The sequence below is a fragment of the Sinorhizobium sp. BJ1 genome, assembly GCF_002531555.1.
Taxonomy (GTDB): Bacteria; Pseudomonadota; Alphaproteobacteria; order Rhizobiales; family Rhizobiaceae; genus Sinorhizobium; species Sinorhizobium fredii_B.
This window is the reverse complement of the sequence record NZ_NWTH01000005.1, coordinates 213,405-226,265: the sequence shown is the minus strand read 5'-3', so window position 1 is coordinate 226,265 and position 12,861 is coordinate 213,405. Positions and strand designations below refer to the sequence as shown.

Sequence of the window (12,861 nt, the reverse complement as noted above, 5' to 3'; positions counted from 1 at the left end):
GCCCCGATTGAGAGCAACGGCGGCAGCAGAAGCCGCCGCCTCGAGTTTAGATATTATCGCTGCGCGACCGGACGCACCAACGGAGTGACGCGGCGGATCGTGACACGGCGGTTCTCCTGCTCGGCCTCCGGCGTGCGGATCTTCAGGAAGCGCTCGCCATAGCCCTGGGTCACCAGGTTTTCCGCCGGAACGCCATAGACCTCGGTCAAGAGCACCGCGACGGACTCCGCGCGCTCATCGGAGAGCACGAGATTCGACCGGTCGTCGCCGACGGCATCCGTGTGGCCCTCGATGAAGAAGGTTTCACCCGGATCCTTCTCGAGGACCTTGCTCATTGCGTCCGCGACGCTGCGAAGTGTCTTTGCCTGCGACATCGATACTTCCGCACTGCCCGTGGCGAATTCGATGGTGTCGAGATCGATACGACGGACCTTGTCGCGCAGGCGCGCGGAGTGGCGAACCTCGTCGATCGTGTAGACGCGCTCGACCGATTCCACCGGGGGTTCGGACAGGAACTCGTAATAATCCCGGTCCGGATCTTCGGCCACATCGACGATATACTCGTCAACCGGTATGGCAAGGCGCATCGGCGGCAGATCGTAGCCGACGTCGACGATCGCCGGCCGATCCTCTTCATATTCCGGCGTATACATCATCACATATTCATTGCCGTCCCGATCGACGCGCGTGCGCGTCAGGATATCGCCGTAGCGATTGTAGACGGTAACGATCTGGTAGCCGCCGGGGCGAACGATCGTTTCTCGGACGCGGCCACCCGAAAGATTATCGTAATACGACTCTTCCGAATTCCGCCGCAGACGCGGCCGGTCGTCGCCCCTGACGAAGATGCGGTCGCCAACGCCGAGGATCACACGGTCGTCGATCTCCTCGACGACCTGCACTTCCGTCACGTTATTTTCGGTCGTGTTGTTGACCGTGGTATTGTTGACAACGGTGTTGTTGATGACGGTATTATTGACGATGTTGGTCGTCTCCGGCACGGCAAAGGCTGGAGCTTCCTCGATCCGCTCGCCTTCCTCCTTCATCACGGCCTCGATCCGTTGCGACAGTTCCTCCTTGGACTCGACCGGGATCGCCGCCCGCGCCTGCGCGGACGCATCGTCGGTGGGAGGCGCTACGCTTTCCTCCTTGGCCCGCAGTTCCTCGCGCTGCTTGCGCCGGGCTTCGCGCGCCTGGTTGCCGCCTGAGTTGTCGGCATCCTTATCGCTGTCGAGCACGGCCGCCCCCTTGTCGACGGGAAGCACGACAGTGTCGTCGGAGGCAGCCGGGTCCTCGGCGACCTTCTGCTTTTCTTCCTTCGTGCGCTCATCGACCACTTCGGGAGCGGGCTGGCCCTCGGGCTGCTCTCCTTGCAACTGCTCTGCCGTTGCGGGTTGTTCCGCACCAGGAACCGGCTGCTGTTCGCCTTCGCCCGTCTGTTGGGCCGGAGCCTCAGTCGCTGGCTGCTCGGCGGTCGTTTTGCCTTCAGGCACGACAGCCGGCTGCTCGGCGGCTTTTTGCTCGTCGGTTTGACGCTGCTCTTCGGCCTGTTGCTGGCGTTTCTTGCGCGTGGGAGCCTGTTCCTCGGCCTGCTGCGGAGTGCCCTCCTCGGCGGCCGGTTGCTGCTCTTCAGCCTGTTGCTGGCGCTTCTTGCGTCTTGGAGTTTCCTGCTCTTCAGCCTGCTGCGGAGCGCCCTCCTCGGCAGCCGGCTGCTGCTCTTCGGCCTGTTGCTGGCGCTTCTTTCGGGTGGGAGCCTGCTCTTCAGCCTGCTGCGGAGTGCTCTCCTCGGCGGCCGGCTGCTGCTCTTCAGCCTGTTGCTGGCGCTTCTTGCGCCGTGGAGTCTGCTGCTCTTCAGCCTGCTGCGGAGCGCTCTCCTCGGCGGCCGGCTGCTGCTCTTCTGCCTGTTGCTGGCGCTTCTTGCGTCGTGGAGCCTGCTGCTCTTCGGCCTGCTGCGGAGCGCTCTCCTCGGCGGCCGGTTGCTGCTCTTCGGCCTGTTGCTGGCGCTTCTTGCGTCGTGGAGCTTGCTGCTCTTCAGCCTGCTGCGGAGCGCTCTCCTCGGCGGCCGGCTGCTGCTCTTCTGCCTGCTGTTGACGCTTCTTGCGCCTTGGAGTTTCCTGCTCTTCGGCCTGCGGCTGCTGTTGTTCCGCCTGTCCCTGGGACTCCTCCTCAGCGGCACGCTGCTTGCGTTTCTTCAGCAGCAGCAAATCCTCCGGAGACGGCTGTTCGGTGCCTTCCTGCGCGACTTCGAACGGCGCCATCAGGCTATCGGCAAGCGCCGGTTGGACCGCAAGAGAAGCCGCGAATACGGGCAAGGCCACCGTTGCGAAAAGTTTGGATCGAATGGACATTGTCTTCCTTCCTCTTGTAGCTCGGCGCCTCGCGCGCCACGCCACAGTTCAAGCCGCATCGCATCGGCACAGGGCCATGACCCGCGGTTCCGACATTTTTGTGTCGGCCGGAAATCCGTAGTCGAACTCCGCAGCCACGGATCGGTTCCGCCCAAAGGCCTATCGGAGCCGACATTAACCATTCCTGAACGGAACGTTCATCCGCCCCCTTCAACCATGAGACAACAGCAAGAGAACATTTCGCGTTTCGCGGTGGGTGACGCCGCTTTCCTGTTGATTTTTACAGGAAAAGCGTACGAATATCGCCGCAACCGGCGGGCAAAGCCGCCGGCGCTATTTGGCATCCGCGCACAAGAACAGACCGGGTGCCGGCCAACAGAGAGGATAATCATGCGTATTTCCAGACGGCTGGCAGCCGCCGCATCGGCTGCCGTTTTCGTGCTCATGGCAGGCGCTGCCTTGGCGGAGGGCGAAAAGGTCGTGATCGGCACCGAAGGCGCTTATCCGCCCTTCAACAACCTCGAGGCTGACGGCTCACTGTCGGGCTTCGATATCGACATCGCCAAGGCGCTTTGCGAAGAAATTAAGGCCGAGTGCACCTTCGTGACACAGGACTGGGAGGGCATCATCCCGGCACTGATCGCCAAGAAGTTCGACGCCATCATCGCCTCCATGTCGATCACCGAGGAACGCAAGCAACAGGTAGACTTCACCAAGAAGTACTACAACACGCCGCCGGCCATCGTCGTACCGAAGGATTCGCCGATCACCGAGGCGACCGAGGCTGCGCTCGAAGGCAAGGCGCTCGGCGCACAAGGCTCGACCACGCACTCCAACTACGCCGAAGCGCATATGAAGGGTGCGGAACTCAAGCTCTATCCGACCGCGGATGAATATAAGCTCGACCTCATCAACGGCCGCATCGATGCCGCCATCGACGATGTCGTCGTCATCTCTGAATGGCTGAAGAGCGAAAACGGCGCTTGCTGCAAGCTGCTCGGCACGCTTCCGATTGACCCGGTCATCAATGGCGAGGGTGCCGGCATTGCCGTCCGCAAGGGCGACGACGCGCTGCGCGAGAAGTTCAACAAGGCGATCGACGCCATCCGCGCAAACGGCAAGTACAAGGAAATCAACGAAAAGTACTTCCCGTTCGACGTCTACGGCAGCTGATCGCTGCGTCTTCCACGACGTTTCAGCGCTCAGGCCGGACAGTCGCGGTTGCGAAGAAAATGCAACGGTGGATGGGCTTGCCCTTCCACCGTTTTTGTTTGACAACAAAACGAAATATGCGCCATCGCGCCAATAAGAACGGATAAGGGGATCTGAAGGCATGAGCGGACTGTTTGCCGCCCTGTTCTCCGGCCTTGCCTGGATTGCGTCGATTATCGATCCATTCTGCGGGCCGGCCGGGGTTTTTCGTTGGTTCGGTGCTGGCACGCTCCTGGCGTGCGGCGATACCGGCTGGGGCGACGAGATCGCCTATGGGTTCCTGGTGACCGCGAGCCTCGCCCTAGCCACCCTGCCCCTCGGGCTGGTGATCGGATTCTTCGTCGCGCTTGCCAAGCAAGCGAACGAAGGATCGTTGCGGCTCGCGGCCAACATCTACACCACGATCTTCCGCGGTCTTCCGGAACTCCTGACGCTGTTCATCGTCTATTACGGCCTTCAGATTCTCGTCCAGCAGTTCCTGGCGACCCTTGGCTACGAAGGCCCCATCGAAATCAATGCCTTTGCCGCCGGCATGATCGCGCTTGGCGTCGTTTTCTCCGCCTATTGCTCTGAGGTGCTGCTTTCTGCCTTCAAGGCCATTCCGCATGGCCAGTACGAAGCGGGCGATGCCCTCGGTTTTCACCGCGGCAAGACGATGCGGCTGATAATCCTGCCGCAACTCGTGCGCATCGCGCTTCCGGGTCTCGGCAATCTGTGGATGGCATTGCTCAAGGACACGGCGCTCGTTTCGGTCGTGGGCCTACCCGACATTCTTCGCCAGACCGGCATCGCCGCGCGCGTCACCAAGGAAGCTTTCCAGTTCTTCGGCATCGCCTGCATCCTGTTCCTCATCCTGGCGATGGTCTCCTCTATCGCATTCTCGACGCTCGAACGCTGGACCAAGCGGGCGGAGATGCGCCGATGAGCATTGCCGACACCATGATCCCGCCACAGGCCCCGCCTCCGGTGCCGCCCAGGCCCTACACGCTGTCGCGCTTTTTCGGCAGCGTGGCGCTCGGTATCTGGTTCGCCCTCGGCGTCGGCATCTTCTTCACCGTCGTCGAAGGTTGGGACCCGGAAAAGTTCTCGCGCTACGGACCAAGCTTTCTATCCGGTCTCGGGGTGACGCTGATGCTCGTCACCTCGTCGATCCTCATGGGCGCGGTTCTGTCGCTGCCGGTCGCCCTCGGGCGAATGTCGAAGCACAAGTTCTGGTCCTGGGCTGCCTATGGCTATGTCTATTTCTTCCGCGGCACGCCGCTGATCACGCAACTCTTCCTCGTCTATTACGGCCTTGGCAGCTTCCGCCCGCAACTGGACTCCATCGGCCTTTGGTGGTTCTTCCGCGACGCCTGGAACTGCGCGCTCTTCACCTTCACGCTGAATACCGCCGCCTATCAGGCCGAGATCCTGCGCGGAGCGATCGAAAGCGTGCCGCGCGGCCAGCATGAAGGTGCGGCTGCCCTCGGCCTGCCGGAGCGCGTCGCCTTCTTCAAGGTCATCCTGCCGCAAGCGATGATCGTGGCGCTGCGCCCCTATGGCAACGAGATCATCCTGATGATCAAGGGTTCGGCAATCGTCGCGATCGTCACCGTTTTCGACCTGATGGGCGAGACGAGGCGCGCCTTTTCCCGCACTTTCGACTACCAGATGTATGTCTGGGCAGCAGTGCTCTATCTGCTGATGGTGGAGTTGCTGCGCAATATCTGGGGCTGGCTCGAAGCCCGGCTGACGCGCCATCTCAAGCGCTGAGGCGCAACGCCGCGTAGCAGGATGGCTTGGCAGCACTCGTTTCCATTCGCTGCCAAGCCATTGTTTTCCCGATCTAATTTCCACCGCTACGCCAATATTAGGTCTTGATTAACAAATCAAGCGCTTCATCATAGGGACCAACCTTTGTTAGAAGCGAGGTCCTTGATGGCAAACGACATGGAACTGCAGCTCAGAGGGTACGGCCTGACGACGGCCCAGATACTCTACCGAATGCCCGACCATCCGGCCCTGTTGCAAACCTACATCTGGCAGCACTACGATGTCGCCCCGGACTTTCCCGAAATGCGCAGCTTTCTCAAGTTCTGGCAGGAGAAGCTGGACGGCCCGCTGCATTCGGTCCGCTATGTGCATCGCAAGCTGATATCGGCGACGGAATGGCGAGCGCTCAAGGGCGAACTCATTCTTCACTGAAAGTGTCGCCACTTCACTGAGCCGCCGCGGTCAGACATGCACTTCGCCGTGAGCAAGTTCGCCCTCGTGAGCTTCCTTGTGAAGCGAGCCGTAGAGAACGACGCCGTAGAAGAGCGCAACGGCGATCATGACGCTCCAGCCCGGCAAGAGGCCCAGCGCTGCATTCTCGGTCACATCCGCCCAGGATCGGACATGGCCGAAAGGTTCGCCGGTGGAGGCCATCTTCGGCGAGGATATCTTCAGCGTCCAAGCAAGCAGCAGGATCAGATACATCCAGCAGTAATTGCGCTGCAGCCGCCGGCAAACCGCATCCCTGTAAGTCATCAGGAAGGCCGGCCTTCGCAGGCTCTGGGCAATTGACGCCGACCATTTGAAGCTCTGCGTGCCTTCCGGGGCAAGGATTTGTGCGAAATAACCGCGTTCAAGTTGCCGCACGCGCGCGCGATAGACATCGAAGAAACGGTAGCGCCTCGCTTCGATCAACAGCAGCAAGGTGATCAACAGGATCGCAAAGAGCAGCACGCCGTGATGCGACGTCGGCGTTGACAGCGACACGGAAAGCATCGCCGCAACCACCGTAATTGCCCAGTTGGACGTGCGGTCGATGCGATCGCGCCAGCCGGCCATCCGCCCCAGTTCGCCGCGGTAATAGTGCACGATGGTATTGATCGTCTCCTGCGACGACTGCGGCAGAGGCGGCCCCTGCCGATCCGGCAGCTCCGTTTCCAATGTCCGCGGGCTCAGTTCAGCAGACATCGGCATCCTCCCGACTTTTCACCCTTTTCATGATCATGACTCCAATCGCTCTCCGGATAAATCCCGCCAGATGGCGCGCCGCCGATTTCTTAAGGAAATGCGAAATGCGCCCCAATAGGCAGGGAGTAGGCCAGCGGCCACAAACGGAGGAAAGGAGATGTCAAGCAAAGGACGACCGCTGACGGGCAATTGCCAAAGGTCTCCCGCAGTCGTAAGAAGCGCCCATGACACAAAAGAACACAAAGATCGACGAGGAAGCGCTAGCGGAAGCCTATAACCGCGCCCTTTCCCTGGAAAAGTCCGGCAATTTCGATGCCGCCGCGGCAGCTTACCGCGAAGTGCTGGATCTTGATCCGGATGACCACGGGGGAGCTTCGGTCCGGCTTGCGTCCATGGGTCGGGGCGAGACGCCGCTCAAGGCACCGGATGCCTATGTCGCAACGCTTTTCGACCAGCATGCGGACGTCTTCGACAATGTGCTTGTCGATCAGCTCCACTATTGCGTGCCGCTCCTGGTCCGCCAACGCGTTCAGGCCCTGGAACTCGGCCCCTTCAAGCGGGTGCTCGATCTCGGCTGCGGCACGGGACTGACCGGCGGCGCGTTGCGCGACCTTGCGGAAGACATCACCGGCATCGACCTTTCCGAGAACATGGTCGAGATTGCCCATGAGAAAGACCTCTACGAGACGCTCTACGTCGCCGAGGCGGTCGATTTCCTCGACGACAACGAAGAGGCGCCGTTCGACCTGATCGTCGCAACGGATGTGCTGCCCTATATGGGCGCGCTGGAAGCCCTCTTCTTCGGTGCCGTCGACAATCTCTTGCCGGGTGGCCTGCTGATCTTCTCCAGCGAAACTCTTCCCGATGAAGCATTCGCGGGGCACCCCTTCATGGTCGGCCCGCACCAGCGTTTCGCCCACTCGGAAGCCTATCTGCGCGACCGGCTCACCGCGACCGGATTCGAGATCGTCGAGGTGACCGACATCACGGTACGCTTGGAAGAAGGTGAGCCCATTCCCGGCCAACTGGTGATAGCCCGCTTTCTCTGAGCGCTCGGCCTTCCTCCTTCCGCCCAATTCCGCTAAATCTTTGGCCAATTGGAAACAGGAGCATTCGCAATGGCCAAAGTCGCATTCATTGGTCTCGGCGTCATGGGATATCCGATGGCCGGCCACCTCAGGACCCGCGGCGGACATGACGTGACCGTCTACAACCGCACGGCCGCCAAGGCCGAACGGTGGGCGGCCGAATTTGGCGGACGCGCGGCGGCGACGCCCGCCGAAGCGGCAAAGGGCCAGGACTTCGTTTTTACCTGCGTCGGTAATGACGACGACCTTCGATCGGTGACCATCGGCACGGACGGCGCCTTCGAAACGATCGGCTCCGGCGCAATCTTCATCGACAACACGACGGCGTCCGCCGAGGTCGCCCGCGAGCTCTATGCCGCAGCCCACGCCAGGGGCGCCCATTCCATCGACGCACCGGTTTCCGGCGGCCAGGCAGGTGCCGAAAACGGCGTGCTGACGGTAATGTGCGGCGGCGAAGCCGAAGCCTTCGATCGGGCCAAACCCGTCATCGAGGCCTATGCACGAATGGTGGGACTGATGGGCCCCGCCGGCGCCGGCCAACTCACCAAGATGATCAACCAGATCTGCATTGCCGGCCTCGTTCAAGGCCTCGCCGAGGGCATTCATTTCGGCAAGAAGGCGGGGCTCGACATCGACAAGGTGATCGAAGTCATCTCCAAGGGCGCAGCCGGTTCCTGGCAGATGGAAAACCGCCACAAGACGATGATTGCCGGCAAGTATGATTTCGGATTTGCCGTCGACTGGATGCGCAAGGACCTCGATATCGTGCTCGCCGAGGCCCGGCGCAACGGCGCCAAGCTTCCCGTCACCGCCCTGGTCGACCAGTTCTATGCCGATGTCCAGGCCCTCGGCGGCAATCGCTGGGACACCTCGTCCCTCCTCGCCCGCCTTGAAAAGTGACGCTCTCGCCGATGTCCTCGGCCGAAGAGATCCTCGGTCATCTGCGTGGCCTCGGCTCTTTAGAGAACATTGATCGCTTGGGCCGCTTCGGCATCGCGACCGAAGCGGCCTTAGGCGTATCGAATGTCGAGCTTCGCCGCGTCGCGCGGCAAGCCAAGACCGATCACCGCCGCGCCCTCGCGCTCTGGCGATCAGGCATCCGCGAGGCGCGCATCCTTGCGGCCTATACTGCCGCCCCCAAGGCGTTGACACTCGAGGAGGCACGGCTTTGGGCCGGCGACTGCAATTCCTGGGAAGTGGTCGACACTGTGGCCGACCTCTTCGTAGCAGCGCGGTTCGAGCAAGTGCTTATCCCGGAATTCGCCGGCGATGGCCGGGAATTCGTCCGTCGCCTTGCCTTCGCGATGATTGCGACCTGCGCGGTGCATCTGAAGCAGGCGCCGGATTCGGCGCTGCTCGCATGGCTGCCCTTGATTGAGGCACATGCCGACGACGAACGCAATTTCGTGAAAAAGGCCGTCAACTGGGCGCTGAGGCAGATCGGCAAGCGCAGCGCCGCCTGCCACGGGCCGGCCCTGACGCTCGCGGAAAAACTCGCGTCGAGCGGCAATCGCGCGGCCCGATGGACGGGCAAGGACGCTGCTCGAGAACTGTTGGATGCGAAGGTCCGCGGCAGGCTGGGTCTTGCGGATTGAAAACAGAAACTAGCCAGCAAATTAGCGATGATAGAAGCGGAAGTTACACTGCCGCATCAACTGCGACAAGCTATTCCTCGCTGCTCTTCGCCTGATCGATGGCCATGTAGTCGAGCGGCAATTGCGTCGTATATTTGATCTGCTCCATGGCGAAGGCCGAGGAGACGTCGCGAATTTCGATTTTGGCGATCAGCCGCTTGTAGAAGGCATCGTAGGCGGCAATATCCGGCACGACGACGCGCAGCAAATAATCCACGTCGCCGCTCATGCGGTAGAATTCCACCACTTCCGGAAAATCGGCCACCACTTCGGAGAAGCGGCGCAACCACTCCATCGAATGGGAACTGGTGCGAACCGAAACGAACACCGTCACCTTGGTGTTGACTTTGACCGGATCGAGCAGCGCGACGCGGCGGCGGATGACGCCCTCTTCTTCCATCTTCTGAATGCGCCGCCAGCATGGCGTCGTCGAAAGCCCGACCTTCTTGGCGAGGTCGGCAACGGCCAAAGTCGAGTCCTCCTGCAGAAGACGCAGGATCTTGCGGTCCAGACGGTCCATGGAAAATCCTCTCGAATATTTTTCCCTCTATAGCGCGGAATTTATGAAAATAAAGAAAATTGTTTCAGCGGATCAGGGCTTCGACGCGCTCGCGCAGGAAGGGAAGCAGCTCTGCTTCGAACCACGGATTTTTCCGCAACCAGCCGGTGTTGCGCCAGCTTGGATGGGGCATGGGCAAGACGGCCGTGCCGGAATTGTGCTGCAGGTATCGGCGCCAGGCGCGCACGGTGTCGGTCATGGATTTCGGACAATCCGCTCCGAGATGCCAGCGCTGCGCATAGTGGCCGACCGCCAGCACGAGTTCGATCTGCGGCATGGCATCCATCACCCGCTGGCGCCACAACGGCGCGCATTCGGCGCGCGGCGGCAGGTCGCTGCCGTGCCTGTCGTAGCCGGGAAAGCAGAATCCCATGGGCACAATGGCAAAGTTGCATGGATCGTAAAAAGTGTTTCGATCGACCGCCAGCCATTGCCGCAGCCGGTCACCGGAGGCGTCGTTGAAGGGAAGCCCGCTTTCATGCACCCGCAAGCCCGGCGCCTGGCCGGCAATCAGGATGCGCGCGGTAGCGGAAAGGACTGCCACGGGCCGCGGCTCATGTGGCAGGCGAGAGCCCTCGCCGCGCGCCGGATCGTCACGGCAGAGGCGGCAGGCCGCGATCGCGGCACGCAGTTCCGGCAGCCGGTCCCCGGCGCTAGACACCGCCGATCTCCTTCGCCATCCTCCACGCCTCGTCTTCGAGCCACTGCAGGATGAGTTCGAGCCAGTCGCCGGCCCGGTGCGGCGCCTCTTCGGCCTCGCCCAGCGAGCGGCGCCATTCCTGCGGCCGGACGAAGTCCCCCGCCCAAAGGCCGGCTCGACGATTGCGCGCCTGTTCCTCCTCGTCGTGGTAGAGCCCGTAGCTGATGGCATGGCCGGAGAGAACCAGCTCGCGGCCGACGTCGCGCCCACTGGCGTCGCACAGGCCGACATCACGGCCGAAGCGGTCGCGGCCATGGAGGCGACAGCGGGTCGTCGTTCCGTCGATGAGGTCCTCCAGCCGCCGCCGCGCCTCAGCACCGCAGTCCCACCTCGTCCCATCGCGTTGGCACCTCTGGCCATTCTCCGGAGCGTCGATACCCTCGATCCTCACCCGGCGGCCGTCGAGACGCAAACTGTCTCCGTCACTCGCGACCGCCACGCCGCGCAGTTCTCCGGTGACGGGCTTTTCCGGCGGTGGCAGCCTGGAGGCCACATATGCGCCAAGGCTCAACAGAAGCAGGAACACCCAGCCGCCGATCAGGCCGCCGCGTCCCTGCGAGCGGTTGCTGCGCTGCAAACTGCCCGGCCGCCCGAATACGAAGCGCCGGCGGGGCGGCACCGGCTTTCCGCCACCGGCAATACGGAACTTGCGCTGCCCTGGCTTCAAGCGGCGACCTCTCTGTTTGGCGTCAGCATAAGGCTTCGCCCATTGTCACGCAGCGGGCACGAAAAACGCAATCGCGCCACAATGGTTTTCGAATCCTTCCTATGGGCAGCAACTTCTTAAGGATTGCATCCTAGACTGCAAGCCAGACGCAATTCCCGACCCACGAGCATGAGCATCGCCGTCAGCACATCGACTGATAAGATCATCGTCGACAAGTCGCGACACCATCGGAACAAGGCTGTTTCGAAGGCGGTGCGCGCGACTCGCCAGCGGCTGCAGACCGGTTCGTCCGCCCCTTCCGGCTTCGACCGCGAAATGCTCCTCCTCCACGTTGATGCCGTACTGCATGGCGCTATCGCCGTCCCCCTGCTCGTCGGTCTGATCTCGGCGATCGGCGTCTACCTTTCCGCGGAGCCGAGCATCCTCTTTTGGGGCCTGATGACGCTCTCGGCTCATGCGGTCACGGTTTACCTGGCGCGCAGGGCAAAGCGCCAGAATATCGGTGCGGAGAAAGTCGCCATCTGGCGACGCCGCTTTCTCGCCGGCCAACTGCTCATGGGGCTTTGCTGGGCAATTTTCGCCCTGCAGGACTGCAGTGCCTGCGGCAGGGCCCAGTTCGCACTCTTCGAAGGCGCCGGGCTCTTCATCGCGCTTGCCGCCACTGCGATGGGCACGTTTCTGCTGCGCAACGCCTTGGTCTATACCTTTCTGCCGGTCGTCGCCGCGCTCGGTTTCTCTTCGCTGGCGGGTGGCGATCCCATCCATGTCGGACTGACCGGAATCCTGTCGCTCTCGCTTGTTTTTCTCGCCTTCATGACCGAGCGCATGAACAAGGCGAACGTGCACATCCTCTCCATGCAATCGGAGAAGGATGACCTCATCGCCGAACTTGAAGTGGCAAAATCCATGTCGGACGAGGCCCGCCGCCGTGCCGAAGAGGCGAATCTCGCCAAGTCCCGCTTCCTTGCATCGATGTCGCACGAGCTGCGCACGCCGCTCAATGCCATTCTCGGCTTCTCGGAGGTGATGTCGACGGAGGTGTTGGGACCGCTCAATAATCCGACCTACAAGGAGTACACGGTCGATATTCACCGTTCCGGCGAGCATCTCCTGAACCTCATCAACGAGATCTTAGACCTGTCCCGCATCGAAGCCGGTCGGTACGAGCTCAACGAAGAGGCGGTCAGTCTCGTCGAGATCGCCGAGGATTGCATCGGTATGGTGCAGCTTCGCGCCCGCGGCAAGAACATTACGATCGAGCCGCAGTTCGAACAGGGCATGCCTTCCGTTTGGATCGACGAGAAAGCGATGCGTCAGGTCGCTTTGAATCTTCTCTCGAATGCCGTCAAATTCACGCCTTCCGGCGGCGAGATCACCGTCAAGGTCGGCTGGACCGCCGGCGGCGGGCAATACATTTCCATCAAGGACAATGGCCCGGGCATTCCCGAGGAGGAGATCCCGATCGTGCTTTCGGCCTTTGGCCAAGGGTCGATCGCCATCAAGAGCGCCGAACAGGGAACTGGTCTCGGCCTGCCGATTGTCCAGGCGATCCTCGCCAAGCACAATGGCCAGTTCATCCTGCGCTCCAAGCTCCGCGAAGGCACCGAGGCGATCGCCATCCTGCCGCCCCGCCGCGTCCTGCAGAGCCTGCCGCCGGTCGAGGACGTCCCCTCGCCCGCGCGCCGCCGCAAGAGCTTCGCCTGATCGAGCGTT

The 12,861-nt window shown here is 61.9% G+C and carries 13 protein-coding genes; 8 read left to right on the top strand and 5 right to left on the bottom strand.

Annotation, left to right across the window (positions count from 1 at the left end; translation table 11 throughout):
* Positions 1–53: 53 nt before the first annotated feature.
* Positions 54–2,348 carry an OmpA family protein gene (locus tag CO676_RS09570; protein ID WP_097520593.1) on the bottom strand — a complete coding sequence of 765 codons (2,295 nt, stop codon included), beginning with the start codon at positions 2,346–2,348 and terminating at the stop codon, positions 54–56.
* 390 nt (positions 2,349–2,738) lie between these two features.
* Between CO676_RS09570 and CO676_RS09565 the strand changes: the two genes are divergently transcribed.
* The 4 genes from CO676_RS09565 (at position 2,739) to CO676_RS09550 (ending at position 5,744) form a co-directional block, all read left to right on the top strand.
* Complete coding sequence (locus tag CO676_RS09565) at positions 2,739–3,521, top strand: ABC transporter substrate-binding protein (RefSeq protein ID WP_097520591.1); 783 nt, start codon at positions 2,739–2,741, stop codon at positions 3,519–3,521.
* Positions 3,522–3,681: 160 nt separating this feature from the next.
* Positions 3,682–4,485: an ABC transporter permease gene (locus tag CO676_RS09560; protein WP_097520589.1), complete on the top strand. Its 804-nt coding sequence runs from the start codon at positions 3,682–3,684 to the stop codon at positions 4,483–4,485.
* Entirely contained in the window at positions 4,482–5,312 is an 831-nt protein-coding gene (locus CO676_RS09555; protein ID WP_097520586.1) for an ABC transporter permease, read from the top strand. Before CO676_RS09560 ends, CO676_RS09555 begins: the two co-directional genes overlap by 4 nt.
* Before the next feature lie 165 nt (positions 5,313–5,477).
* Positions 5,478–5,744, top strand: coding sequence for an usg protein (locus CO676_RS09550; RefSeq protein ID WP_014764821.1), 267 nt, complete (start codon positions 5,478–5,480; stop codon positions 5,742–5,744).
* 30 nt (positions 5,745–5,774) lie between these two features.
* Here the strand turns inward: CO676_RS09550 and CO676_RS09545 are convergent, their stop codons facing one another.
* Positions 5,775–6,500 (bottom strand): DUF2270 domain-containing protein, encoded by a 726-nt coding sequence (locus CO676_RS09545; RefSeq protein WP_097520584.1) that lies wholly within the window; start codon positions 6,498–6,500, stop codon positions 5,775–5,777.
* Positions 6,501–6,724: 224 nt separating this feature from the next.
* On the opposite strand from CO676_RS09545, the gene CO676_RS09540 reads away from it, so the two are divergent.
* From CO676_RS09540 to CO676_RS09530, 3 genes are all read left to right on the top strand, one after another.
* Positions 6,725–7,549 carry a class I SAM-dependent methyltransferase gene (locus CO676_RS09540; protein WP_097520583.1) on the top strand — a complete coding sequence of 275 codons (825 nt, stop codon included), beginning with the start codon at positions 6,725–6,727 and terminating at the stop codon, positions 7,547–7,549.
* A 69-nt stretch (positions 7,550–7,618) separates the two neighbouring features.
* Complete coding sequence (locus CO676_RS09535) at positions 7,619–8,488, top strand: NAD(P)-dependent oxidoreductase (protein WP_097520580.1); 870 nt, start codon at positions 7,619–7,621, stop codon at positions 8,486–8,488.
* A complete protein-coding gene (locus CO676_RS09530) occupies positions 8,485–9,183 on the top strand; it encodes a DNA alkylation repair protein (protein WP_097520578.1) in 699 nt (232 codons plus the stop codon). The genes CO676_RS09535 and CO676_RS09530 overlap by 4 nt, the downstream gene beginning before the upstream one ends.
* A 70-nt stretch (positions 9,184–9,253) precedes the next feature.
* Here the strand turns inward: CO676_RS09530 and CO676_RS09525 are convergent, their stop codons facing one another.
* From CO676_RS09525 to CO676_RS09515, 3 genes are all read right to left on the bottom strand, one after another.
* A complete protein-coding gene (locus CO676_RS09525) occupies positions 9,254–9,742 on the bottom strand; it encodes an Lrp/AsnC family transcriptional regulator (protein WP_014764826.1) in 489 nt (162 codons plus the stop codon).
* Between the two features lie 64 nt (positions 9,743–9,806).
* Positions 9,807–10,442: a uracil-DNA glycosylase family protein gene (locus CO676_RS09520; protein WP_097520576.1), complete on the bottom strand. Its 636-nt coding sequence runs from the start codon at positions 10,440–10,442 to the stop codon at positions 9,807–9,809.
* Complete coding sequence (locus CO676_RS09515) at positions 10,435–11,148, bottom strand: thermonuclease family protein (RefSeq protein ID WP_097520574.1); 714 nt, start codon at positions 11,146–11,148, stop codon at positions 10,435–10,437. The genes CO676_RS09520 and CO676_RS09515 overlap by 8 nt, the downstream gene beginning before the upstream one ends.
* 168 nt (positions 11,149–11,316) lie before the next feature.
* Between CO676_RS09515 and CO676_RS09510 the strand changes: the two genes are divergently transcribed.
* Complete coding sequence (locus CO676_RS09510) at positions 11,317–12,852, top strand: HAMP domain-containing sensor histidine kinase (RefSeq protein WP_097520572.1); 1,536 nt, start codon at positions 11,317–11,319, stop codon at positions 12,850–12,852.
* The last annotated feature ends 9 nt before the right edge of the window (positions 12,853–12,861 follow it).

What these genes read in the sequence shown, in the direction of transcription:
- CO676_RS09570 (WP_097520593.1), bottom strand. Translation starts at nt 2,348, where the DNA reads ATGTCCATTCGATCCAAACTTTTCGCAACGGTGGCCTTGCCCGTATTC.
- CO676_RS09565 (WP_097520591.1), top strand. Translation starts at nt 2,739, where the DNA reads ATGCGTATTTCCAGACGGCTGGCAGCCGCCGCATCGGCTGCCGTTTTC.
- CO676_RS09560 (WP_097520589.1), top strand. Translation starts at nt 3,682, where the DNA reads ATGAGCGGACTGTTTGCCGCCCTGTTCTCCGGCCTTGCCTGGATTGCG.
- CO676_RS09555 (WP_097520586.1), top strand. Translation starts at nt 4,482, where the DNA reads ATGAGCATTGCCGACACCATGATCCCGCCACAGGCCCCGCCTCCGGTG.
- CO676_RS09550 (WP_014764821.1), top strand. Translation starts at nt 5,478, where the DNA reads ATGGCAAACGACATGGAACTGCAGCTCAGAGGGTACGGCCTGACGACG.
- CO676_RS09545 (WP_097520584.1), bottom strand. Translation starts at nt 6,500, where the DNA reads ATGTCTGCTGAACTGAGCCCGCGGACATTGGAAACGGAGCTGCCGGAT.
- CO676_RS09540 (WP_097520583.1), top strand. Translation starts at nt 6,725, where the DNA reads ATGACACAAAAGAACACAAAGATCGACGAGGAAGCGCTAGCGGAAGCC.
- CO676_RS09535 (WP_097520580.1), top strand. Translation starts at nt 7,619, where the DNA reads ATGGCCAAAGTCGCATTCATTGGTCTCGGCGTCATGGGATATCCGATG.
- CO676_RS09525 (WP_014764826.1), bottom strand. Translation starts at nt 9,742, where the DNA reads ATGGACCGTCTGGACCGCAAGATCCTGCGTCTTCTGCAGGAGGACTCG.
- CO676_RS09510 (WP_097520572.1), top strand. Translation starts at nt 11,317, where the DNA reads ATGAGCATCGCCGTCAGCACATCGACTGATAAGATCATCGTCGACAAG.